The organism is Arthrobacter humicola (assembly GCF_022803015.1).
In the GTDB taxonomy this organism is placed as follows: domain Bacteria; phylum Actinomycetota; class Actinomycetes; order Actinomycetales; family Micrococcaceae; genus Arthrobacter; species Arthrobacter humicola_A.
This window is the reverse complement of the sequence record NZ_JAFKON010000004.1, coordinates 66,319-89,571: the sequence shown is the minus strand read 5'-3', so window position 1 is coordinate 89,571 and position 23,253 is coordinate 66,319. Positions and strand designations below refer to the sequence as shown.

At 67.9% G+C, this 23,253-nt stretch carries 21 protein-coding genes and 2 riboswitches; of the genes, 12 read left to right on the top strand and 9 right to left on the bottom strand.

Going from position 1 to position 23,253, the window contains the following annotated elements; genetic code table 11:
- Entirely contained in the window at positions 1 to 639 is a 639-nt protein-coding gene (locus ARTB_RS10170) for a VOC family protein (RefSeq protein ID WP_243179648.1), read from the bottom strand.
- Positions 640 to 808: 169 nt separating this feature from the next.
- A riboswitch (SAM riboswitch) is annotated at positions 809 to 924 on the top strand.
- A 61-nt stretch (positions 925 to 985) separates the two neighbouring features.
- Between ARTB_RS10170 and ARTB_RS10165 the strand changes: the two genes are divergently transcribed.
- From ARTB_RS10165 to ARTB_RS10155, 3 genes are all read left to right on the top strand, one after another.
- A complete protein-coding gene (locus tag ARTB_RS10165; protein ID WP_243179647.1) occupies positions 986 to 2,302 on the top strand; it encodes a bifunctional o-acetylhomoserine/o-acetylserine sulfhydrylase in 1,317 nt (438 codons plus the stop codon).
- A 182-nt stretch (positions 2,303 to 2,484) separates the two neighbouring features.
- Positions 2,485 to 2,600, top strand: a riboswitch (SAM riboswitch).
- 11 nt (positions 2,601 to 2,611) lie between these two features.
- Entirely contained in the window at positions 2,612 to 3,751 is a 1,140-nt protein-coding gene (gene metX, locus ARTB_RS10160) for a homoserine O-acetyltransferase MetX (RefSeq protein WP_243179646.1), read from the top strand.
- A 166-nt stretch (positions 3,752 to 3,917) separates the two neighbouring features.
- Positions 3,918 to 5,297 carry an MFS transporter gene (locus ARTB_RS10155; protein WP_028278299.1) on the top strand — a complete coding sequence of 460 codons (1,380 nt, stop codon included), beginning with the start codon at positions 3,918 to 3,920 and terminating at the stop codon, positions 5,295 to 5,297.
- Positions 5,298 to 5,403: 106 nt separating this feature from the next.
- Here the strand turns inward: ARTB_RS10155 and ARTB_RS10150 are convergent, their stop codons facing one another.
- On the bottom strand, positions 5,404 to 6,303 hold the full coding sequence (locus tag ARTB_RS10150; protein WP_243179645.1) for a LysR family transcriptional regulator: 900 nt from the start codon (positions 6,301 to 6,303) through the stop codon (positions 5,404 to 5,406).
- Positions 6,304 to 6,504: 201 nt separating this feature from the next.
- On the opposite strand from ARTB_RS10150, the gene mmsB reads away from it, so the two are divergent.
- The 3 genes from mmsB (at position 6,505) to ARTB_RS10135 (ending at position 9,666) form a co-directional block, all read left to right on the top strand.
- Positions 6,505 to 7,407 (top strand): 3-hydroxyisobutyrate dehydrogenase, encoded by a 903-nt coding sequence (gene mmsB, locus ARTB_RS10145; RefSeq protein WP_243179644.1) that lies wholly within the window; start codon positions 6,505 to 6,507, stop codon positions 7,405 to 7,407.
- A gap of 68 nt (positions 7,408 to 7,475) precedes the next feature.
- A complete protein-coding gene (locus tag ARTB_RS10140; RefSeq protein ID WP_243179643.1) occupies positions 7,476 to 8,960 on the top strand; it encodes a CoA-acylating methylmalonate-semialdehyde dehydrogenase in 1,485 nt (494 codons plus the stop codon).
- 139 nt (positions 8,961 to 9,099) lie between these two features.
- A complete protein-coding gene (locus tag ARTB_RS10135) occupies positions 9,100 to 9,666 on the top strand; it encodes an isochorismatase family protein (protein ID WP_243179642.1) in 567 nt (188 codons plus the stop codon).
- On the opposite strand, the gene ARTB_RS10130 is transcribed toward ARTB_RS10135, so the two are convergent.
- Positions 9,663 to 10,271, bottom strand: coding sequence for a hypothetical protein (locus tag ARTB_RS10130; RefSeq protein WP_243180357.1), 609 nt, complete (start codon positions 10,269 to 10,271; stop codon positions 9,663 to 9,665). The genes ARTB_RS10135 and ARTB_RS10130 overlap by 4 nt on opposite strands.
- Positions 10,272 to 10,384: 113 nt before the next feature.
- Positions 10,385 to 11,257, bottom strand: a complete 873-nt coding sequence (locus ARTB_RS10125) for an SGNH/GDSL hydrolase family protein (protein WP_043437127.1) — start codon at positions 11,255 to 11,257, stop codon at positions 10,385 to 10,387.
- 110 nt (positions 11,258 to 11,367) lie between these two features.
- On the opposite strand from ARTB_RS10125, the gene ARTB_RS10120 reads away from it, so the two are divergent.
- On the top strand, positions 11,368 to 12,024 hold the full coding sequence (locus ARTB_RS10120) for an alpha/beta hydrolase (protein ID WP_028278292.1): 657 nt from the start codon (positions 11,368 to 11,370) through the stop codon (positions 12,022 to 12,024).
- A 45-nt stretch (positions 12,025 to 12,069) separates the two neighbouring features.
- Here ARTB_RS10120 and ARTB_RS10115 read toward each other — a convergent pair whose 3' ends face one another.
- Positions 12,070 to 12,306 carry an RNA-binding S4 domain-containing protein gene (locus ARTB_RS10115; RefSeq protein WP_018774572.1) on the bottom strand — a complete coding sequence of 79 codons (237 nt, stop codon included), beginning with the start codon at positions 12,304 to 12,306 and terminating at the stop codon, positions 12,070 to 12,072.
- A gap of 33 nt (positions 12,307 to 12,339) precedes the next feature.
- Between ARTB_RS10115 and ARTB_RS10110 the strand changes: the two genes are divergently transcribed.
- From ARTB_RS10110 to ARTB_RS10100, 3 genes are all read left to right on the top strand, one after another.
- Complete coding sequence (locus ARTB_RS10110; RefSeq protein ID WP_028278291.1) at positions 12,340 to 13,305, top strand: DMT family transporter; 966 nt, start codon at positions 12,340 to 12,342, stop codon at positions 13,303 to 13,305.
- Positions 13,306 to 13,455: 150 nt separating this feature from the next.
- The gene (locus ARTB_RS10105) at positions 13,456 to 14,841 is read left to right on the top strand and encodes a glycine--tRNA ligase (protein ID WP_028278290.1); all 1,386 of its coding nucleotides are present in this window, start codon (positions 13,456 to 13,458) and stop codon (positions 14,839 to 14,841) included.
- Between the two features lie 2 nt (positions 14,842 to 14,843).
- A complete protein-coding gene (locus ARTB_RS10100; protein ID WP_243179641.1) occupies positions 14,844 to 15,860 on the top strand; it encodes a GNAT family N-acetyltransferase in 1,017 nt (338 codons plus the stop codon).
- Positions 15,861 to 15,959: 99 nt separating this feature from the next.
- Here ARTB_RS10100 and ARTB_RS10095 read toward each other — a convergent pair whose 3' ends face one another.
- The 4 genes from ARTB_RS10095 to ARTB_RS10080 all read right to left on the bottom strand — a co-directional run bounded on the left by ARTB_RS10095 (position 15,960) and on the right by ARTB_RS10080 (position 19,950).
- Positions 15,960 to 17,399, bottom strand: coding sequence for a short-chain fatty acid transporter (locus ARTB_RS10095; protein ID WP_243179640.1), 1,440 nt, complete (start codon positions 17,397 to 17,399; stop codon positions 15,960 to 15,962).
- A gap of 70 nt (positions 17,400 to 17,469) precedes the next feature.
- Entirely contained in the window at positions 17,470 to 18,327 is an 858-nt protein-coding gene (locus ARTB_RS10090) for a lysophospholipid acyltransferase family protein (RefSeq protein WP_243180348.1), read from the bottom strand.
- 46 nt (positions 18,328 to 18,373) lie between these two features.
- On the bottom strand, positions 18,374 to 19,186 hold the full coding sequence (locus tag ARTB_RS10085; RefSeq protein WP_243179639.1) for a DUF1295 domain-containing protein: 813 nt from the start codon (positions 19,184 to 19,186) through the stop codon (positions 18,374 to 18,376).
- Complete coding sequence (locus ARTB_RS10080; protein ID WP_043437079.1) at positions 19,186 to 19,950, bottom strand: alpha/beta hydrolase; 765 nt, start codon at positions 19,948 to 19,950, stop codon at positions 19,186 to 19,188. The genes ARTB_RS10085 and ARTB_RS10080 overlap by 1 nt, the downstream gene beginning before the upstream one ends.
- A gap of 269 nt (positions 19,951 to 20,219) precedes the next feature.
- On the opposite strand from ARTB_RS10080, the gene ARTB_RS10075 reads away from it, so the two are divergent.
- Together ARTB_RS10075 and ARTB_RS10070 are read left to right on the top strand one after the other, a co-directional pair.
- Positions 20,220 to 21,593: an FAD-binding oxidoreductase gene (locus ARTB_RS10075; RefSeq protein WP_243179638.1), complete on the top strand. Its 1,374-nt coding sequence runs from the start codon at positions 20,220 to 20,222 to the stop codon at positions 21,591 to 21,593.
- Positions 21,594 to 21,662: 69 nt separating this feature from the next.
- Positions 21,663 to 23,207, top strand: coding sequence for a YibE/F family protein (locus tag ARTB_RS10070; protein ID WP_243179637.1), 1,545 nt, complete (start codon positions 21,663 to 21,665; stop codon positions 23,205 to 23,207).
- Positions 23,208 to 23,253: the final 46 nt, after the last annotated feature.

Here is a 23,253-nt window from a genome sequence, read left to right as displayed (position 1 = left end):
TTAGATCGTGACCGCTCCGGAGGCGGTCTCGAAGGTGACAGAGAGGATGCCGGGAGTCCCGTGCGGCGCGATCCAGTTCACGGCGACGTCTTCCAGCGGCTTTTCAACCGGTTCGCCCAGCCACTCCGTGACGCGCGCGGCCGAACCGGCAATGGTCAGTGCGGACATCTTGACATCGCTCGCGTAGGCGTTGGACGGGTGCAACTCCGGGTCGCCCTCCCACTTGAGCATGTACGGCACCTGGGGGTCGGCGATGAGCCCCAGGATGCCGATCTGCTTCCAGATCAGTTCGCGGCCGTCGGGAAACTTCCGGTTGCCGTTGACGGCGGCGCGGCCGAGCCGCTCCTCGAACGGGGCCAGGTCGTCAACCTCGACGCACCAGCCCATCCAGCCGCCGCCGGCCTCGGAGCGTGCCCGGACGGCCTGGCCGAACGGGGCCTTGTCGGAGGCCGGGTGGTTCAGGACCTCCACGACTTCCAGGTACTTGTGTCCCGCGAGCGGGATAATCATGTTGCGTGTCCCGAAACGGGGGTGCACTCCACCCTTCACGGCTTCAACGCCGAGGGCAGACGCAATACGTTCAGTGGTGGCTGCCAAGCCATCGTGTTCACAGGCGTAAGAAACGTGATCCATGCGCATGCCATCATCTTGGCACTTTGTGATGGACCTCTCAGCTTAGGCTCCCCTAACCGTCATGGGACGTCCCGGGGCGCCGAACGCGGCGCCCCGGATGCTCCGTGACGGCAGCCCTCTTCATCTTCGTCACAAAGCTATCCAGGGCTCCGCCGCCATTCCTACACTGAAGCCAGGTCATGAGTGCCAGCGCACAGCCCCGGCTTGCTGGCCGGCAACCCTCGTATCGCGGTGGGGTGCCCCGGGTGAAGACCTGGCCGTCCGGCGCCCGCCGGAGGGCAAGCGCGGCGCCTGTTCCGGTTCGGGCCGAAAGCCCCGGCCGGTGCTGTGCCCAGTGACTCGAGGAGCACCAATGTCCAATGCCTGGTCCTTTGAAACCCGCCAGATCCACGCCGGCCAGGAGCCGGACAGCGCCACCGGCGCGCGTTCCCTGCCCATCTACCAGACGACGTCGTTCGTGTTCCCCAGCGCCGAAAGCGCCGCGAACCGCTTCGCGCTCGCCGAGCTCGCGCCCATCTACACCCGGATCGGCAACCCGACCCAGGACGCTGTCGAACAGCGCGTCGCCAGCCTGGAAGGAGGCCTCGCGGCGCTGCTGCTCAGCTCCGGCCAGGCCGCCGAGACGTTCGCGATCCTCAACATCGCCGAGACCGGGGACCATGTGGTGGCCAGCCCCAGCCTCTACGGCGGAACCTACAACCTGCTCGCGCACACGCTGAAGAAGTTCGGCATCTCCGTGACCTTCGTGGCGGACCCGGACAACCTGGACCAGTGGCGGGACGCCGTCCAGCCCAACACCAAGCTGTTTTTCGGCGAAGTGGTCTCCAACCCCCGCCAGGACGTCCTGGACATCGAGGGCGTCTCCCGCGTGGCGCACGAGGCCGGCGTGCCGCTGGTGGTCGACAACACGCTCTCCACCCCCTACCTGATCCGGCCGATCGAGTGGGGCGCGGACATCGTGGTCCATTCGGCCACCAAGTACCTCGGCGGGCACGGCGCCGCAATCGCCGGCGTGATCGTGGACTCCGGCAACTTCGACTTCGGGAAAGACCCGGAGCGGTTCCCCGGCTTCAACACCCCGGACCCCACCTACAACGGCCTGGTTTACGCCCGCGACCTCGGAGCCGACGGCGCGCTGGGCGCGAACCTCTCCTACATCCTCAAGGCCCGGGTCCAGCTCCTGCGCGACCTCGGCTCCGCGGTGTCCCCGTTCAACGCCTTCCTCATCGCCCAGGGCATCGAAACGCTGAGCCTGCGCGTCGAGCGCCACGTGGCCAACGCCACGAAGGTGGCGCAATGGCTGGAGGGGCGGGACGACGTCGAATCGGTCGCCTACGCCGGGCTGCCGTCCAGCCCCTGGTACGAGCGCGGCCGCAAGTACGGGCCCAAGGGGACAGGCGCCGTCGTGGCGTTCAACATCGCCGGGGGAGCGGAGGCCGGCAAGCGGTTCGTCGATGCCCTCGAACTGCACTCGCACGTCGCGAACATCGGCGATGTCCGGTCGCTGGTGATCCATCCGGCGTCGACCACCCACAGCCAGCTCTCGCCCGAACAGCAGGTGATCGCCGGGGTGAATCCCGGGCTGGTGCGGCTTTCGGTGGGACTGGAGCATATTGACGACATCCTGGCGGACCTCGACGCCGGATTCCGCGCGGCCAAGACCGCCTAGACGGAAGCCCACGCGGAATTTCCCCACCTTGCTGGCATGACGCCGGGAATCGCCGGCACTTCGGCGCGACCCGCCGGTCACGGCTGTCAAAGGTGGGGAAACTGCGGTGCTGACGGGTCCGGCTGTCACATGGAAGTCATAATCTTCGTGATTTCCGCACCCTGTTTCGTAGACTCGTACCAGGTCATGAGTGCCAGCGACAGCCCCGGCTTGCTGGCCGGCAACCCTCCTTTTGCGGCGGGGTGCCCCGGGTGAAGACCTGGCCTGCCGGTCAGCTGACGGCGGGCAAGCGCGAAGATAGGTCCTCACATGACGATTGCCGTCACCCGCACGGGTGTTCCCGAAACCAAACCATCCCGGACCCCTGACGGGACCGTCCAGTTCGTCAGGATCGGTGATCTGCAGCTCGAATCCGGGACTCCGTTGCCGGATGTGGTGCTCGCCTACGAGACGTGGGGGACCCTGAACGCGGACGCCTCCAACGCAGTGCTCATTGAACACGCCCTGACCGGCGACACACACGTGACCCGCGGCGAGAGCGGGGAGCCCGGCTGGTGGGAACAGCTCGCCGGACCCGGGGCTCCCGTGGACACGGACAAGTACTTCGTCGTTTCGATCAACATCCTGGGCGGCTGCTACGGATCCACCGGACCTTCCACCCCGGCCCCCGACGGGCGCCCCTGGGGATCGCGGTTCCCGCTGGTCACCCTGCGGGACACCGCCGCCGCCGAGGCGCGGCTGGCCGATGCCCTGGGCATCGGCAGCTGGTACGCGGTGCTGGGCGGCTCGCTCGGCGGCGCGCGGGCCCTTGAATGGGCCGTCACGTTTCCCGGCCGGGTCCGGCGCTGCGCCGTGATTTCCGTCGGCGCCAGCAGCACTGCCGAACAGATTGCCTTCGCGCAGGCACAGACGCTGGCCATCCGCCAGGACCCCCACTTCAGGGGCGGGGACTACTACGGCGGCCCGGAACCCGAGTCGGGGCTCGCCCTCGCCCGCCGCATCGCGCACATCACCTACCGCTCAGCGGCCGAACTGGACGGCCGGTTTGGCCGCAACGCCCAAGAGTCCGAGACGCCCCTGGAAGCCGGATCGCTGGCCGGACGCGGGCGCTATCAGGTGGAAAGCTACCTGGACCACCAGGGCAGCAAACTGGCCCGGCGTTTCGACGCGAACAGCTACATCGCGATCACCGAAGCCCTCATGAGCCACGATGTCTGCCGGGGGCGCGGAGGTCTCGGGGAGGCACTGGCCCCGGCCACCGCAGAATTCCTGGTGGCGGCCGTGGACTCGGACCGCCTGTATTTCCCGGCCCAGTCCCGTCAACTGGCAGAGGCCCTGCCGGGCGGCCCGGAACTGCATATCATTCAAGCGCCAATCGGCCACGACGGCTTCCTGACCGAAATCGGCCAGCTCAGCGGGCAGCTCCGGGAGACCTTCTTCAGCCACTAGGCCGGCCCGCTTGTGCATTTTTGCAGATGCGCTCTGCACTAATGGCCGTTGAGGCTGAGGGCCGGAGCGTCCATACTCATGGGGAATGACGCCCTGTGCCCTAAATCACAAGCGTCCTCAGTCCAATGGTCCACAGGGTGTCGATGGAGACGCCGAAGGAGTCACGATGAGTACGGAAAACGCCGCAAGGCGCGCTGAAGAAACCGACGTCAAAACGTCCGGCCTGAAGAAGGTGGTGGCGGCCTCCATGGCCGGCACCGTGGTTGAGTGGTACGAGTTTTTCCTCTACGCCTCCGCCGCCACCCTTGTGTTCGGCAAGCTGTTCTTCCCGAACACCGGTTCGGAACTGGATGGCATCCTCGCCGCTTTCCTCACCTACGCGGTCGGCTTCATTGCCCGCCCGATCGGCGGCATCGTCTTCGGCCACTTCGGCGACAAGTTCGGCCGCAAGCAGTTGCTCCAGCTGAGCATCATCCTTGTCGGCGTTGCCACCTTCGCCATGGGCTGCCTGCCCACCTTCGCGCAGATCGGCTACTGGGCCCCGGCCCTGCTGGTCTTCCTGCGCTTCGCCCAGGGCTTCGCCGTTGGCGGTGAATGGGGCGGCGCAGTCCTTCTCGTCGCCGAACACAGCCCGAGCAAGTCCCGCGGATTCTGGGCAAGCTGGCCGCAGTCGGCGGTTCCGATGGGCAACCTCCTGGCCACAGCTGTCCTGTTCACCCTTTCCGCCACGTTGTCCTCCGCCGACTTCCTCAGCTGGGGCTGGCGCGTAGCCTTCTGGCTCTCCGCCGTGATCGTGCTGGTCGGCTACTACATCCGCACCAAGGTCCAGGACGCCCCCATCTTCCTGGAGGCCCGCAAGGAGGTCGAGGCCGGCCACAAGGGCTACGGCGTGGCCGAGGTCTTCCGCCGCTACCCGCGCGGCGTCTTCACCGCCATGGGTCTGCGCTTCGCCGAGAACATCCTCTACTACCTTGTGGTCACCTTCTCGATCACTTACCTGAAGGTCATCGTCCAGACGGACACCTCGCGGATCCTGCTGCTGCTGCTTGTGGCGCACATCGTCCACTTCGCCGTGATCCCGATGGTCGGCAGGCTCTCGGACAACGTCGGCCGCAAGCCGGTCTACATGGCCGGCGCCATCCTCGGCGGAACGTGGGGATTCTTCGCGTTCCCGATGATGGACACCAAGAACGACCTCGTCATCCTCGCTGCGATCACCATCGGCCTGCTGTTCCACTCCCTGATGTACGCCGGCCAGCCGGCGCTCATGGCCGAAATGTTCCCGACCCGGATGCGCTACTCCGGCGTCTCGCTGGGCTACCAGGTCACCTCGATTGTGGCCGGTTCGCTGGCTCCGATCATCGCCGTCGCGCTCCTGGGCCAGTACAAGTCCTCGGTCCCGGTCGCCATCTACCTCCTCGGCGCCTGTGTAGTCACCTTGGTTGCGGTGTTCTTCCTTAAGGAAACCCGCGGCATCTCGCTCCGCGACGTCGACGCCGCCGACGCCCAGGGCACCGCTGACCTCCTCGCCGCCAGCAAGAAGTAACAACGAATTAGCACGGCAACAGCCCGGGTCCCGCACTGCGGGGCTCGGGCTGTTGGCGTTTGGAAGCAGGATCGGCCCGACAAGCTGGCTCAGCCGCCAGGACCGCTCAGCCTGCCAGGACCGCTTGGCGGTCGGCAATCTCGGTCCGGATCGCCTCCAGCACGGCACGGACCGGGGCCGAACGCAGCGCCTCGGGCCGGGCCACAGCCCAGATGGGCAGCTGGCGCTGGAAGTCGTCCGGCAGGACGGGCAGAAATTCCGGCCGGCCCGCCACGAGGAAATTGGGGAGCAGGCCTATCCCGGCGCCCCGCCGGACGGCCTCCAGCTGGGCGAAGACGCTTGTGGCCTGGAAGCTGGACCGCGGCACCGGCAGCTGCGTTGAACGGTGGCCCAGCTCCGCGACCTGGAGCGCCGATTCCACGTAGGAGACAAAGCCGTGCTGCCGGACGTCGTCGAGCGTTGCCGGAAGCCCGTGCTCCTGCGCATAGCCGGGACTGGCGTACAGCCTGAGGAAATAGTTGCTCAGGAAGATCGCGCGGGCGGTGGTGGTGTCCATGTTGCCCACCACCACTTCCAGGTCCACGCCGGAGCGGTTTTGGCTCACCTTGCGGGTGGCGCTGAGCAGTTCGACGTTGAGCAACGGATTCGCCCGCTGCAGCCGGACGAGGGCCGGGGCCAGGAATTCGGCGCAGAAGCCGTCCGGGGTGCTGATCCGGACCAAGCCGGAGACCACGTCGCCGGAGCGGGCAATGCTGCTGGAGAGGGCACCGAGAGTGCCCTCGATGGCTTCCGCCGCCGCGACCGCCTGGCTGCCGAGTTCGGTCAGCTCCCAGCCGTGCGGGCTGCGTTCGAGCGTCCGGCCGCCGAGCTGTTTGTCGAGGGCCAGGACGCGGCGGGAAATGGTGGTGTGGGTGGTGCCGAGCGTCTCGGCCACGGCGTTGAACCGGCCCAGCCGTGCCACGGTCAGCAGGATCAGCAGGTCGTCGGGGCTCGGAAGCCGGCGCAAGTCCACTATTGTCCCCCTCTGCAGCGAGCGTGGCGGAGCCAGAGCCCGTCATTGTGCATCTGTGCACATGGCATCTGTGATTTTTTACCTTGATTGCACTCTAGCAGGGTGTGATGGTGGACACGGGGCGCCGGAGTTTCGGTTTTCAGGCCGGAGCGCGTCGAGGCGCCCGGCAGCACATCAAGCAAAGGAGCTTAAGCCATGGCAGTCATCGCCTGGATCGGACTCGGAAACATGGGCGGATCCATGTCCGTCAACCTCTCAAACGCCGGACACGAAGTCCGTGGCTTCGACCTCAACAGCGCAGCCGTTGCCGCCGCCGAAGCCGGGGGAGTCAAGGCCGCCGGCAGCATCGCCGAGGCCGTCGCCGGCGCCGACGTCGTCTTCACCATGCTCCCCAAAGGTGAGCACGCCCGCGCCGTGTACCTCGGCCAGGACGGCGTCCTTGCCCACGCGGACACCCGGACCCTCCTGGTGGATTCCTCCACCATAGACATCGCCTCCGCGCAGGCCCTGCACGACGCCGCCGCTGCCGCCGGCTTCCGCTTCGTCGACGCACCCGTCTCCGGCGGCATGAGCGGCGCGAAGGCCGCCACACTGACGTTCATGATCGGCGGCGAGGCCGGCGCCGTCGCCGACGCCACCGAATACATCCGCCCCATGGCCGCGAACATCATCCCCACCGGCGGCGCCACCACCGGCCAGGCCGCGAAGATCTGCAACAACCTCATGCTCTTCATCAACCTCGCCTCCACCGCCGAGGGCGCGGTCCTGGCCGAGCGGCTCGGCCTGGACAAGCAGGTCTTCTGGGACATCGCGTCGGTCTCCTCCGGCGACAGCTGGGCGCTGCGCACCTGGTACCCCGTGGCCGGCGTCGTGCCGACCGCCGCGTCCAACAACGACTTCGCTCCGACATTCACCACCGAACTGGCCAACAAGGACATCGGCCTGGCCATCAGCGCCGCGCGGGACACCGGCACCCCGCTGGAACTCGGCGAGCACGTCCAGCAGCTCTTCCAGCGGCTCATCGACTCCGGCCAGTCCGGCCAGGACTGCTCGATGATCGTCAAGCTCGTCGACGGCACCCTCGAGTCCGCCAACTAGCCCTTAACGGCCCTGCCCTTCACGGCCCTGCCCTTAACGGCCCTGCCCCTCACGAAAGAGACCCACCCATGGAACGCATCCCGCACTTCATCAACGGCGCCCTGATTGCCGACGCCGAGCGCTTCGGCCCCGTGTTCAACCCGGCCACCGGCGAGCAGGAGAAAGAGGTCGCCCTGGCCTCCGCCGCCCGCGTCGAGGAGGCCATCGAGGCCGCCCGCGCCGCCCTGCCCGGCTGGCGCGCCACGAGCCTGGCCAGGCGCACAGCCATCTTCTTCAAGGTCCGTGAACTGCTCATGCAGCGCCGGCCCGAACTCGCGGCCCTGCTCACCAGCGAGCACGGCAAGGTCCTCTCTGACGCGGAAGGTGAAATCACCCGCGGCCTGGAGAACATCGAATTCGCCACCGGGCTCTCCCACATGCTCAAAGGCGAACGCTCGGAGCAGGTCTCCGGCGGCGTCGATGTCCACTCGGTCCGCCAGCCGGTCGGCGTCGTCGCCTGCATCACGCCGTTCAACTTCCCCGCCATGGTGCCGCTGTGGATGATCGGCAGCGCCCTGGCCTGCGGAAACACGGTGCTGCTCAAGCCGAGTGAAAAGGACCCGTCCTCCGCCATCTTCATCGCCCAGGTCTTCGCCGAGGCCGGGCTGCCGGCAGGGGTGCTCAACGTCGTCCACGGGGACAAGGAAGCCGTGGACGTCCTGCTGGAACACCCGACGGTCAAGGCCATCAGCTTCGTCGGCTCGACGCCGATCGCGCAGTCCATCTACAAGCGCGCCGCTGATCACGGCAAGCGCGTCCAGGCCCTGGGCGGCGCGAAGAACCACATGGTGGTCCTGCCGGACGCGGACCTCAACATGGCCGCGGACGCCGCCGTCTCGGCCGCCTACGGCTCCGCCGGGGAGCGCTGCATGGCAGTCAGCGTCCTCGTCGCGGTCGGCAGCATCGCCGACGACCTCGTGGAGGCGATCACCACCCGCATGGCAGCCCTCACGATCGGCCCGGGCACGGACCCGGCCTCCCAGATGGGTCCGCTCATCACGGCCGAGCACCGCGACAAAGTGGCCTCCTACGTTGCCGGAGCGGCCGACGAGGGCGCCACCGTGGTGGTGGACGGCCGCGAACACGATTTCGACTCCAACGGCTTCTTCATCGGCGTCAGCCTGATCGACCACGTCAAGCCCGGAATGAAGGTCTACGACGACGAGATCTTCGGGCCCGTCCTCTCCGTGGTCCGCGTCGAGACCTATGCCGACGCCGTGAAGCTGGTCAACGACAACGAGTTCGGCAACGGCGTGGCCATCTTTACCCGCGACGGCGGCGCCGCCCGCCAGTTCGAGTTCGACGTCGAGGCCGGCATGGTGGGCGTCAACGTGCCCATCCCGGTGCCGGTGGGCACCTTCTCCTTCGGCGGCTGGAAGAATTCGCTGTTCGGCGACACCCACATGTACGGCCCTGAAAGCATCCGTTTCTACACCCGCGGCAAGGTGGTCACCACCCGCTGGCCGGACCCGTCCACCTCGGTGATCGACCTCGGCTTCCCCCAGGTCGACTGACGCTTCTGCCCGTGAAGGCAACGCGGGGTCACTCAGCGCCCATCCGGCACCGGATCAGGGGCCGCAAGTGACCCCTCGTTGCTTTCGGGGGCCGGGATTAGAGTAGGCACGCAGGGACAGCCAGGATCCGGGAGGCACCATGACCACGCTCGTCAACCGTCCCAACACGGCATTGCTCGTCGTCGATATGCAGATCGGCGTCGTCGCGGAGGCCTACCGCCGCGACGACGTCGTCGCAACCATCGCCGCGCTCGTGGACAAGGCCCGCGACGCCGGGGCGGACGTCGTCTGGGTGCAGCACAGCGGTGAGGAACTCCCGCGCGGCAGCGACGGCTGGCAGTACGTGCCGGAGCTCGCGCGCCGCAGTTCGGAGCCGCTCGTGGCCAAGGAGTACAGCGACGCCTTCGAGGCCACCGACCTGGAATCCGTGCTGGCCGGGCGCGGCATCGGGCGCTTCTTCCTGGCCGGTGCGCAGACCGACGAGTGCATCCGCTCGACCCTGCACGGCGCGATCACCCGCGGCTACGACGTCACGCTGGTCGCCGACGCCCACACCACCGAGGACCTGACCGAGTACGGCGCCCCGCCGCCGGCTCTGGTGGTCGCGCACACCAATCTGTACTGGCAGTACCACAAGGCGCCGGGGCGGACGGCGGGAACGGTCAAAGCGGCCGACGTCGAGTTCGCCGGCCCGGCAGGGTCTTAGCCCTTCATGATTTCCGCGCGCTGGGCCATGTAGTCCTCCATGGACAGCTTGCCGTCGGTGTACTGCTGGTCGAGCTCGGCCAGCTTGCGGGCCCGGTAGCCCTGCCCGGCCGACGGCGGCGGAGACTGCGGCGCCTGCGCCTGTCCCGCGCCCGGCGCCGGGGGAGTTTGCGATGCCTGCGGCCGTTGCGGTTGCGGCGGGTTGTTCAGGTACTCCGGGCTGTCCTCGTACGGGACGGGGGACTGGTAGCCGACCGGGTTTGGGTACTGCTGGCCGGGGTACGGCTGGTTCGGGAACGGCTGGTCCGGAAACCGGGGACGGGGGTTCTGCGCGCTCGGGTACTCCGCGCTGGGGTACGGCGGGTTGGGATACGGCTCGTTGGCAGGACCCGACTGCTTCGGGGCGCCCAGCTGGCCAAAGCCGCCGAAGTAGTCCTGCTGGGTGTAGCCATCACGCGGCTGGTTACCCTGGCCGGGGTTGTTCTGGCTGCCCGGGAACCGGCCGAACTGTCCCGGCGTGCCCTGGTTCCGGCCGCGGGCAGACCTGCGGTAGAGGCGCATCGCCACGGGAACCAGGAAGGACAACACGATGATCCAGAAGAACATACTGCTCACGGTACTGGGCCTTTCAGCTGCTGGGCCTTCTCATCTGCGGGCTCATCTGTAGGGCCGGAGAAGTGTTCCTCCAGCTTATGCCCCGCAGGCTCAGGCCCGAAGCCTCAGGACCGGACCGCGTCCTCGGCTCCGGGCGGGCCTTCGCCGGAACCAAGCGGAACGCCGGGACCGAACACCGGTCCGGCCAGCGGCCGCTTGGCCGTCATGCCGTCGCCGGAGGAGCGGTGCCGCAGCCGGCGGACCACCCAGGGGACGAAATACTCCCTGGCCCACACCAGGTCCCCGCTGCGCGCCTCGCGCCAACTGCGCTGTGGCAGCGGTTTGGGGGAGAGGGGCTGGAGCGTGTGCTCGACGTTCAGCGAGTCCAGCACCATGGCCGCGATCGTGTGGTGGCCCAGCGGTGAGAAATGCAGCCGGTCGACATTCCACATCTGCGGGTCATTGAGCTGGCGCAGCGACCACATGTCCGCGATCACGGCGTCGTGGCGCGCGGCGATCGTGCGCAGGTTCTCGTTGTAAATGGCCACCTTGCTGCGGATCCGGCCCAGCACCGTGGAGCCGGTATCCGGGCCGTTGAACAGGACAACGGTGGCGCCGCCCAGGCTCAGGATCTGCACCACCGAATCCAGCTTTTCGGCCAGCACGTCCGGATCGCCGCCCGGGCGGATGAGGTCGTTGCCGCCTGCGGAGAGCGTGATGAGGTCCGGTTTGAGGGACAGGCAGTGAGCCATTTGCTGGTCCACGATCTGCTGCAGGAGCCGGCCACGGACGGCCAGGTTCGCGTAGGCGAAGTCGTTGTGCCCACGGCTGAGTTCCTCGGCCACGCGGTCCGCCCAGCCCCGATGGCCGCCCGGACTGGCCGGTTCCGGATCGCCGATGCCCTCCGTGAATGAGTCGCCCATCGCCACATACCGGGTCCACGGGTGGGTGACGGTGTCAACGGTGGTCTCGGCTGGGGTGTCCGGTGAATTTTCCATGGGATAGGTATTGCTCACCCCCTTATCCTGCACTGTTCCCGTTTAGCTGCGCCACCGTATTAGCTGCGCCCCGTAATTTGTTACCGTCGGGTAACTGTAAGAATAGTTCCATGACTCACGCTGACGCCTTCCCCGCCCCTGTCGTCCAATGGTCCCAGCCGGAGCAGGAACGGGCCGGCAAGCCGCTTCTTGTCCTGTTGCACGGCTACGGCGCCAACGAACAGGATCTGCTCAGCCTGGCCGGGATGCTGCCGCAGGAATTTGCGGTGGCCTCGTTGCGCGCCCCGATCGCCATGGGACCGGGCTTCACCTGGTTCCCGCTGACAGGGTCCATTGACTACTCGCTCGACGCCGTCAAGGTCGCGGCAGGCTACGTTCAGGACTGGCTCGACGGCGTCAAAGCCAACCACCCGTCGGTGACGCTGTTGGGGTTCTCGATGGGCATGGCGATGGCCACCACGTTGCTGCGGCAGCGGCCGGCGGACTTTGCCGCCGTCGTCGGGCTGTCAGGTTTTGTCGTCGACGCCGGCGATGACCCCAGCTTCCGCGACGGCGAACTGGACGGCACTGTGCCGCTGTTCTGGGGGCGGGACCAGCAGGACCCCGTGATCACCGAGGACAAGATCGACTACACCGTCGGCTGGGTGCGCAAGCACGTGAAGCTCACCAAGGTCCTCTACACGGGCATGTGGCACGGCATCAACCAGCAGGAGATCGGCCACGTCTCGGAGTTCCTCACGCACGTGGTGCTCAACGCCAAGAAGTAGGCGCGCCGGGGAAGTGTGCGCCGGGAAGCGGCGCCGGGCGGGCGGCTAGGCGGCCGGGGGCGCGCTGATCCGCACGGTCCGGCCGTTCACGGTGACGGTGTCGCCGTCGTGCAGCTGGCGGCCGCGGCGCTCGTCGATTTCGCCGTTGACCTTCACCAGCCCGTTCTTGATCAGTTCGGCGGCCTCCACGCCGTCCTCGACCAGATTCGCAAGCTTCAGCAGCTGGCCCAGCCGGATCATGCTGTCGCGGATAGTGATGTCTTCGAATTCCGGATTGCTCATACAAGCAATAATGCCTGACCTAAGGTGGCACCTATGACCCATCACCGCCGTCTTCCGCTGATCGTCGGCCTGCCCATGGCCGTCGCAACGGGACTGTTCATCCCGATCCAGGGCCGGATTAACGGCGCCCTCGGGGTGGCGCTGGAGGACGGAATCGGTGCCGCCGTCGTCAGCTTCAGCACCGGACTGCTGGTCATGACGGTCATTTCCCTGGCCTTGCCCCGGGGCCGCGCAGGGCTGGCGCGGATCCTGCCCGCCGTGCGCGAACGGCAGTTTCCGCCGTACTACGTCCTGGCCGGCTGCATCGGCGCCCTCTTCGTCTTCGCCCAGTCCTTCACCGTGGGACTGCTCGGCGTCGCCCTCTTCACGGTGGCCGCCGTGACGGGACAGACCCTCAGCGGCCTGCTGGTGGACCGGATGGGGATCGGACCGGCGGGGAAGAGGCCCATTACCGGCATCCGGGTGCTCGGCAGTGTGCTCACCGTTGCCGCCGTCGCCTGGGCGGTGTCGCCCAGATTCAGCGCCGGGGAATCCGGGCTGCAGTTGCTGGTTCCCGTGATGCTTCCGCTCCTGGCCGGGTTCCTGATGAGTTTCCAGCAGGCCATGAACGGCACAGCCACCGTGCACTACGGCACCCCCATCGCCGCGACACTCGTGAACTTCATCGCCGGAGCGGCCCTGCTGTGGGTGGCCTGGCTGATCAAACTCGCCGTGGCCGGGGCCGGCAACCCCCTCCCGGCGCAGTGGTGGTACTACCTTGGCGGCCCGCTCGGCTGCATCTTCATCGGCATCGGCGCCCTCCTGGTCCGCAGCCTGGGCGTGCTGGTCACCGGCCTCGGGATGATTGCCGGCCAGCTGCTGGGGTCCCTCGGACTGGACCTTATATTGCCGGTGCCCGGAACGGTGATCGCCCTCCCCACGGTCCTCGGCACCATCCTGACGCTCGGCGCCATCGTCCTGGCCACCCTGCCCTGGCCCAAGGGCGCGCTGAAGCGGTAGCGGGCCGGTAGGCTTGGAGTTTGCATCGCACTGTTCGCATTGCATTGTTCGTATCGCTTTGTTCGTATCGTCCCGGCCGGCAACCAGCCGGCGTCCCGGGGCCAACACCACGGACCGCACCCAGCGGCCCTGTAGAAAATTGGAGTTCCCATGGCAGCAAAATCCGTCCTCGACCAGATCATTTCCCTCGCCAAGCGCCGGGGATTCGTTTTCCAGGCCGGTGAAATCTATGGTGGCTCCCGTTCTGCCTGGGACTACGGCCCGCTCGGCGCCGAGCTCAAGGAAAACATCAAGCGCCAGTGGTGGCAGTCCGTGGTCCGCGGCCGCGACGACGTCGTGGGCCTGGATTCCTCCGTTATCCTGCCCCGTCAGGTGTGGGAGGCCTCCGGCCACGTCGATGTGTTCTCCGACCCGCTGGTGGAATGCCTGTCCTGCCACAAGCGCTACCGCGCGGACCACCTCGAGGAAGAGTACGAGGAGAAGAAGGGCCGTCCCGCCGAGAACGGCCTCAAGGACATCGCCTGCGCCAACTGCGGCACCCGCGGCCAGTGGACCGAGCCCCATGAATTCTCCGGGCTGCTCAAGACCTACCTTGGCCCCGTCGCCAGCGAAGAAGGCCTGCACTACCTGCGGCCCGAAACGGCCCAGGGCATCTTCGTGAACTTTTCCAACGTCCTGACCACCTCGCGGAAGAAACCGCCCTTCGGCATCGGCCAGATCGGCAAGTCCTTCCGCAACGAGATCACGCCCGGCAACTTCATCTTCCGCACCCGCGAGTTCGAGCAGATGGAGATGGAATTCTTCGTCGAGCCCGGCACCGACGAACAGTGGCACGAGTACTGGATGAAGGAACGCATGTCCTGGTACACGGGCCTGGGCATCCGCGAAGAGAACCTGCGCTTCTTCGAGCACCCGCTGGACAAGCTCAGCCACTACTCCAAGGGCACCACGGACATCGAATACCGTTTCGGATTCCAGGGCTCGGAGTGGGGCGAGCTCGAGGGCATCGCCAACCGCACCGACTTTGACCTCTCCACCCACGCCAAGGCCTCCGGCGCGGACCTGAGCTACTTCAACCAGGCCACCAACGAACGCTACACCCCGTATGTGATCGAGCCCGCGGCCGGCCTGACCCGTTCGTTCATGGCCTTCATGATCGATGCCTACACCGAGGACGAGGCCCCCAACGCCAAGGGCGGGGTGGACATCCGCACCGTGCTCAAGCTCGATCCGCGCCTGGCGCCGGTGAAGGCGGCCGTGCTGCCGCTGAGCCGCAACGAGGACCTGTCCCCGAAGGCCAAGGACCTCGCAGCGCAGCTGCGCAAGAGCTGGAACATCGAGTTCGACGACGCCGGCGCCATCGGCCGCCGCTACCGCCGCCAGGATGAGATCGGCACCCCGTTCTGCATCACCGTGGACTTCGACACGCTCGAGGACCAGGCCGTCACCATCCGCGAACGCGACACCATGAGCCAGGAACGCGTCTCCCTGGACAAGGTGGAGGGTTACCTGGCCGCACGGCTGATCGGCGCCTGATCATGGCGATCGCATACCGGGAATGGCGGGAAGGCGACGACCTCGCGCTGCTGGAAATCTGGGGCGGCCCTGAGACCGTCCAGGCCGGACAGTTCCGCGGGACGCTGTCGCCCTCGGGCAATTCCCCGTGGCGCCGCTGCATCGTGGCCGAGGACGTCGTGGACGGTGTCGCCATTCCGGTGGCGGCCGCCGTGGTCCACGAGGCCTCGCTGCACCCGGACCGGCTCTGGGCGTATGTCGAGGTCGCCCGGGACCACCGCCGCGCCGGCCTGGGGTCCACGCTGCTGACCATGCTGCGGCACGAGGCCGCCCAGGCGCCGTCGGGCGTGTCCAGACTGCGCTGCAAAGTGGAGCCGGGCACACCCGGTGCGGCGTTTGCCGAGGCCGCGGGCCTGGCCCCGATCCAGCGTTCCCGCCTCGTCGTCGTTGACCCGGCTCCGCTCAAGCTGCCGGTGTTCGGCGACGGTTCGGAGTCCGCGGCCACCGACCAGGTCGAGGACCTGGCCACGGGTTCGGTGGAGCTCAGCGACGTCGTGGGACGCTACTACACGGCCGTGCACGGCTGGGACAGCCCGGGGGAGCTGAGCGTCGCCGCGGTGCAGCGCCTGTTCCTCGATGACCTCAGCGGCGCCCACGGAGCGATCGTGCTGCGGGCGCCCAAGGCCAGCGCCTTCGGGCACGGCATCGCGGCCAGCCGCAAGGGCCGGCTGGAGGGGTTCGCCATCAGCTACGCCCAGGGAATTCCGGGGGCCGACGGCGGCGCCGATGCCGGTGCCGGCGGCGCGGCCTCGACCACTGAGCCTACTGAGGTGTTCCTCGGGCACGAGCCCAAACTTGGCGCGGACGAGGCCAAGGCCGCCGTCCGGGACCTTTTGGCCCTGATCGCTTACCAGCACCCGGTGATGCTCGAACTGGACGACGCCATGACCGCCCTGCGCACCGTCGTCGAACCGCTGCTCGAGAGCGGCAAGGCCCATGTCCAGGGCTCGGAAACGCTCGTCGTCTCCGACCCGGCCTAGGCCTTAACCCGACTGACCCGCAGCTGTAGCCGTAGAAAGCTCTATGACGGCCGCAGCTGCGGGTCAGTCTGCGTTAAGACCCACTTATGGGGGGCGCCGTTATTTGGGCATCACCGGCGGCACGAAGTCGAAGGTCATGCCCAGCAGCCAGACGAGCAGCAGGACCACCGGCAGGTGGAAGACGAACTGCAGGAAGGTGAAGCCCACCAGGTCCCGGGCGCGCAGCCGCAGCACCGCGAGCAGCGGCAGCATGAAGAACGGGTTGACCAGGTTCGGCAGCGCCTCGGCGATGTTGTAGATCTGCACGGTCCAGCCGAGGTTCATCTGCACGTCGGTGGCCGACTGCATCACGTAGGGCGCCTCTACCAGCCATTTTCCGCCCCCGGAGGGGACCAAGATGCCCAGTACAGCCGTGTAGAGGGCAATGACGACGGCGAAGCCGCCGCCGCTGCCGATGTCCGAGAAGAACGCCGCGAGGTGGGTGGAGAGGCTCATGCCGCCGGTTCCCGTGGCCTTGGTCAGGATGGCCGCCATCGCCGCGTACAGCGGGAACTGCACGAGGATGCCCGCGGTGGCCGGGACGGCCTTCGTCACGGCCTGCAGGAAGTTCCGCGGCGTCCCGTGCAGGACCAGGCCCAGGATGAGGAACACGAGCAGGTAGCCGTTGAGGCTGCTGACCACGCTGAGGAAGGACTTGGTGAGGAACTGCGAGACGAGCCAGCCGAGCGTGAGGACGCCCGCCAGGATCGGCAGGACCCGGCTGTATTCGAGCCATTCGCCCGGCCGGGAACGCGGCGCGGACTCGGCCGGCTCGTCGTCCAGGTCCACGCCCAGGTCCTCTGCGGTGCGGATCGAGCCGCCCTGGGGCGCGGAGAAGTGAGCAATCACGGTGGTCAGGGCCATCAGGATGGCCAGCGTCAGCAGTGACTGCCAGGTAAAGATCGTGGTGCCGAAGTCCAGGATGCCCGTGATCTTCAGCAGCGCCGGCGGCAGCGACGCGGCCGTGGCCTGCAGCTGCGCGGCAGAGGAGGACAGCCCCAGAGCCCAGACGGCGCCGAGGCCCATGAACGCCGCCGCACCCAGGGCACGGTAATCCACCGTCAGGTCCTTGCGGCGGGCAATCGCGCGGGCCAGCAGCCCGCCGAAGATCAGGCTGAGCCCCCAGTTGAGGAAGGACACGGACATGGCGAGCACGGCCACGAAGCTCACCGCGGTCCGCGCCGTTGACGGCACGAGCGCCAGCCTGTTGATCAGTCTCGCCACGGGCGGGGAGGTGGCCACGACGTAGCCGGTGAGGACCACCATGGCCATCTGCAGGGTAAAGGCCGTCAGGTCCCAGAAGCCGTTGCCGAACGAGTCGGCGATTGCCTGGGGCGTGGCGCCGATGGCGAGTGCGGCCACCGCGATGATGACGACGCCGGCGAGGGCGAAGATGTAGGCGTCCGGGAACCACCGCTCCGTCCACGCCGCCATTCGTTGGGCTATCCGTGCGAGACCGCGTTCTTCGGTTCCGCTCTTGGTCACGACTGTGCTTGCCACAGGTGTCCCTCTCCATTGAGTGCTTTTTGTACCCCACGGAGTTTAGTCAAGACGATGGCGGAAGTAGGGCTTATCGGCGCTTGGCACCTGCGCGCCGGGGGCCGTCGGCCTCGTCGAGCCGGCGTCTTTCCTCCTCGGTCGGGGCGCCGCCGCCAAGACCGGCCGGCATCCACCAGGCCCCGGGGGCCGGTCGCAGGGGGAAATCGGCAATGCCGGCGTCGATCCCGTCCTGCAGGGTCTTGGCCAGGCGCGCCGTCGCGGCCCGGGCGTCGTCGGCCGGGTCCGGGAGCGAGCCCGGAAGGATCGGCTCGCCGACGTGGATGCGGACCGGGGCGCGCCAGGCGTGCCGCGGCGAGAAGGCATGGTGGCGGGTCATCAGCCGGTGGGCGCCCCAGATGGAGACCGGGATGATCGGCACGCCGGCCTCGGCGGCCATCCGCACCGCACCGGTCTTGCATTCGCGCACCGTGAAGCTGCGGCTCACGCCGGCCTCTGGCAGGACGGCGACGTATTCGCCCTCCCTCAGGCGGGCGACGGCGGCGTCGTAGGCGTGTGCTCCCGATCCGTACCCGACCACCACATGCCCGGCGGCGCTGACCGCGGGGCCAGCAAACCAGTGGTCGGCGGCGCCCTGCGTGATGAGGAAACGCAGCTGGGCCCGGTTGTGCCACCACAGCAGCATCTCGGCAAAGGCAAAGTCGAGGTAGCCGAAGTGCGTGATCGCGATCACGGCGCCCTGGCCGGGCACCACCGGGCGGGACGGGAGGCGGGTTGATGCGCCGCGGGTTGAGGCATTGGGAGGCCCGGGCTGGGGCAGGTGCTCCCGCCCCGTGACGAGGACGCGGATCCGGAACAGCCAGCGCAGCGCCAGCCCGGTGCGGACAATGAAACGGTAGAACCGGTCGCTGGGCTCCGGCCGCCACTTCACGGGCCGCCAGCCCAGCCCGTGCCGGGCACCTGCCGGGCCGCGCACGTCAGTGTCCGCCCACCCGCCGCCGGGGCGGCCAGGGCAGGAAGCCGGAGGTGGAGTCGATGTATTCCTTGTACCCGGGACGCGCGGACATTGCCTTTTCCGTCAGCGGCTTCCCGGTCTTGCCGGCGAGCGTCCAGATCATCAGGGCGGGGGAGAGCACGGTCAGGACACCCGGCCAGGAATCGGCCGCCACCAGGAACAGCCCTGCCCAGACGGCGGCGTCGCCGAAATAGTTGGGGTGGCGGGTGTAGCGCCACAGGCCGGTGTTGAGGACGGTGCCGCGCCTGGCGGGATCGGCCTTGAACTGCGTCAGCTGCCAGTCGCCGACCGTCTCGAACACGAAGCCAAGGATCCAGAGCAGGACGCCGGCGAACGCCAGCCAGCCCAGGCTTCCCGTGGCGAACATGCCGACCTGGATGGTGAGCGAGACGAAGAACATCACCAGCCCCTGGGGCAGGTAGACCCGCCGCAGGGCATAGACATTGCGTGATCCGGGCGCTCCGGCGAGCATGTCCACGTAGCGCGGGTCCTCGTGGCCGCCGCGTGCGCGTGCCCCGATGTGGACGGCGAGGCGGATGCCCCACACCGCGACCAGGGCAAGCAGGAGCAGCCGCCTGCCGGCGTCGCCGTATCCGGCGGAAAGCACCCACGAGATGCCGGCCACCACCACGAAGCCCAGACCCCAGACGGTGTCGATGACGGAGTGCCGGTTCTGCCGCACGGCAACCGCGAAAGTCACTGCGAGCAGCACCACGAGTCCCGCGATGACCCAGGGCAGGCTGGCAAGGAAGGCATCGAGCGGGAACGGCGGCATCACAACACCACCGGCATACGCGTTCCGGCCGCCGGCGGGGCGCCGCCGAGGGCGCTGCGCAATGCGTCCCTGGCGCCGGAAACATCGGCCCCCGTTGCCTCGCTGAAGGCGTCCAGGACGAAGCCGTTCGCCAGCACGTTCCACAGTGGCAGCCGGCGGATCATGAAATGGCCGGCCTCCTTGAGCGAGACGTAGTCAACGGACGCGGCGACGCCCTCGGCGCGCCGGGCATAGTCCAGTGAGTTCGCCGGGCTGGTCCAGCGGTCGTCGGTCCCGTGGACGATCAGGACGCGGCGGCCCGCGACAGGCTGGACCGAGGTCTTGTGGTTCAGCCACGGGGCGAGCGCGACGACGGCCTCGACCTGCGCGTCGTCGGCCACGCACAGCGCCGTGAGACCCCCCATGGAGTGGCCCAGCAGGTACACCGGCACGCCGGGATGTTCCTGGCTGATCCGGGCGAGCGCCCAACGGGCATCGTGAACGGGGGACATGTCCTCCCCGTTCCAGCCGCGGTAGCGGTTGCGCAGGGTCCACACGGCCAGCCCGTGGGGGCCGCCCTGCCTGTGCAGCGCCCGGGCGAAGGGCACCATCCGGGCCGGACTCAGGTGCCGGCCGCGGACTGCGTCAAAACTGTCGGCCCGCCCGCCGTGCAGGATCAACACGACTCCGCGGGCCTCCCCGGCGGCTTCGGCGATGGTCAGCACGGCTTTGGCGACGGGCCCGGAACGGCCCGCCTCCGGCTCGCGGTCGTCGAGTTTGCGCATTGCCACGTATGTCTCCTTCCGGTCCTTCGTCCGTCAATTACCAACCATAGGTTGCGGCCCCCTCCCGTCAAGGCCGGTGGTCCCTAGTGTGGATTCGGAGCCGGCGCCCCCGGTGATGGGTGCGGCCGGCACGCGTGCATTTGCTGGCGCCCTTGACGGGGAAATGCGGGAAGAGTAGGCATGAGCAGGTAAACCTCCGGGCGCCACGCCGGCTGGGAGCGCAGAGAACCGTCCGGTCGAATCTCACGACGAAATCGACGGTATACATAATGAACGGAACACAGTTCGATAGCCTGCGCGGGCAAGTCCGCGGGCAGATCATCACGCCCGGCGACGCCGGCTACGATGCGGCACGGGCAGTCTTCAACGGCATGATCGATAAGAGGCCGGCAGCGGTGGCCCAGGTATCCCAGGTGGCCGATGTCATCTCCTGCGTCAACTTCGCCCGGGACAACTCCCTGGACCTGGCGGTCCGCGGTGGAGGACACAGTGCCCCGGGCTTTGGCACGTGGGATGACGCCCTGGTCATCGATTTCTCCAACATGACCGGCGTCCGGGTTAATCCGGCAGCCGCGACGGCGCGCGCGGAGCCGGGTGCGACGTGGGCTGACTTCAACCACGCGACCCATGCCTTCGGGCTGGCAACTCCCGGCGGCATTGTCGGCTCGACCGGCATCGCCGGGCTGACCCTCGGCGGCGGCATTGGATACCTGAGCCGCAAGTATGGACTCAGCTGCGACAACCTGCTCTCTGCCGACGTCGTCACGGCCGAGGGAAAATTCCTTACCGCCAGCGAAAGCGAGAACGAGGACCTGTTCTGGGCGTTGCGCGGCGGCGGCGGGAACTTCGGCGTCGTGACGTCGTTCGAGTACCGGATGCACCCCGTGGACATGGTCCACGCCGGCATCATCATTTACCCCATCGAGCATGCCGAGACGGTGGCGCGGTTTTACCGGGACTACATGGCCACCGCCCCTGAAGAGTTTGGCGCGTTCCTGGGCTTCCACCAGGGTCCTCCTGTTCCGTTCCTGCCCGAGGAATGGCATGGCAAACCGGTGTGCGTCATCGTCGGCATGTGGACCGGTGATCCGGCGGAAGGTCCGGCACGCTGGCAGCCGTTCCTGGACGCCGCGCCGGCTGCGGGATCCATGGTGGGACCAATGCCGTACCCCGCCTTGAACTCGGCATTCGACCCGCTGCAGCCCCCTGGCATGCAGGCCTACTGGAAAGCGGATTTTCTGGCAGAACTGAACGACGGTGCCATCGCGGCGCACATCGAACACGGCAGCAAGGTCCCCAGCGTGCAGACCGCGGTACACCTCTACCCCATCGATGGTGCGGTCCAGCGGGTGGGCGTGACGGACACGGCGTTCGCCAACAGGAACGTGAAGTTTTCGCCCGTGATCGCGGCGCAGTGGATGGACCCCGCGGAAAACGAGGCAAACATCGCGTGGGTGCGGGACTACGCGGCCGCCCTGCGGCCCTATTCGGCCCCCGGCGGCTACATCAACTTCATGGACGGCGATGATCTACCCAGGGTTGCGGAGAACTACGGGGAGAACTACAAGCGGCTGAGGGAGGTCAAAGCCAAATACGATCCGCAGAACCTCTTCCACGTCAACCAGAACATCGCGCCGGCGTAAGCGCGGCGTCATCGGTCCTGAGCGGAACCGCCCACGCCGTAAAGTTTTCGGCATGAGGTTGAACTGCTGATGGGCGCCGGACACTCGCACTCCCACAACGAACATCCGGAGCCGACGCCTCAAATGCTGGCTGCGCGGAAGAAGGCCAACTGGATCCTGGCTGCCATCCTGATCCCGCTGACCCTGCTGACCCTGGCGGCCATGGCTTTCATGTGGCCGTCGGGAAGCAAGGAAGGCATCACGCTGGCCAGCCCGTACGCGGCGGCCCCGGGGGTGACGTTTGACACCGGCAAGATCCAGCGGGTCGTCGTCGGCAGCTGTTCGGATGTCCAGGCCGGCGGTGACGCCGCCCAGCAGGGCACCTCCGGTTCCGGGGCCGCGCCGCAGCCGCCGAACGAGGGCTCTCAATGCACGTTCGCCTACACCGAGCCGGACAAGGGCGGCAACCCGGTGAAAGTGGTCATCAACCCTGACGTCGCGAAGTCCCACGGCGTGAAGCCCGGGGACGGCATCCGCTACCTGAACCTCTCCAAGGTGCAGGGCGCCGCGGGCCAGGGCGCGCCGGCCTATGTCTTCGTCGACTTTGTCCGGACCCTGCCCATCGTCTTCCTGGCCGTGCTCTACGCCGTCGTGGTGATCGCCGTGGCGCGCTGGCGCGGACTGCGGGCCCTGATCGGGCTTGTCGGCGCATACGTGGTGCTTGTCTCGTTTATGCTGCCCGGGCTGGTCGAGGGCAAGCCGCCGCTGCTCCTGGCTCTCGTGGGATCCACGGTGATCATGATCGGGGTGCTCTACTTCGCCCACGGCTTCTCCGCCCGCACGTCGACGGCGCTGCTCGGGACGATGTTCGGCCTCGCCATTACGGCGCTGCTGGCGGCCTGGGCCACCGACGCCGCCAACCTCGCCGGTGTGGGCAGCCACGACGCTGCCACCCTGACCAACATCTCAGACAACATCTCAATCTCCGGCATCATCCTGTGCGGACTGATCATTTCCGGGCTGGGCGTGCTCAACGACGTCACCATCACACAGTCCTCGGCCGTCTGGGAACTGTGGGAACTGGCCCCCGAAACCAGCGCCCGGCAGCTCTTCACGTCCGCCATGCGGATCGGCCGGGACCATATCGCCTCCACCGTCTACACCATCGCGTTTGCCTATGCCGGCGCGGCCCTGCCGGTGCTGATCCTGGTCATGCTCTACGAGCGGCCGCTCGGGGACGCCCTGACCAGTGCCGAACTTTCCGAGGAAGTCATCCGCACCCTCGTCGGCTCCGTGGGACTCGTCCTGGCCGTGCCGGTCACCACCCTCATCGCCGTGCTGGTGGTCAAGGCCACCGGCATCAGGGGCGGTGCGGCCAGGGGCGGTGCGGTCAGGGGCGGCGCGGAGACGCCCGGTGCCGCTTCCGCCCGCGTGCTGGCCGGCGGCCGCGCGCCCGCCGCCGGTGCGTCCGACTGGGGCGGGTCCGACGGCGGCGGGTCTGCGGAGACCGAGCCGGATGGCATCGGGCCGGCTGGGACTGGGCCGGATGAGACCGAGCCAGACCTAGTCGGGTCCGGCGGTGCCGGTGCCGGTGGCGCCACCCGCCGCGGGCGGCGGGCCGCACTGCGGGGCTGACTACGAATCTGCCCGCACCGAACGCCGCCAGATCGGGGAGATTTCC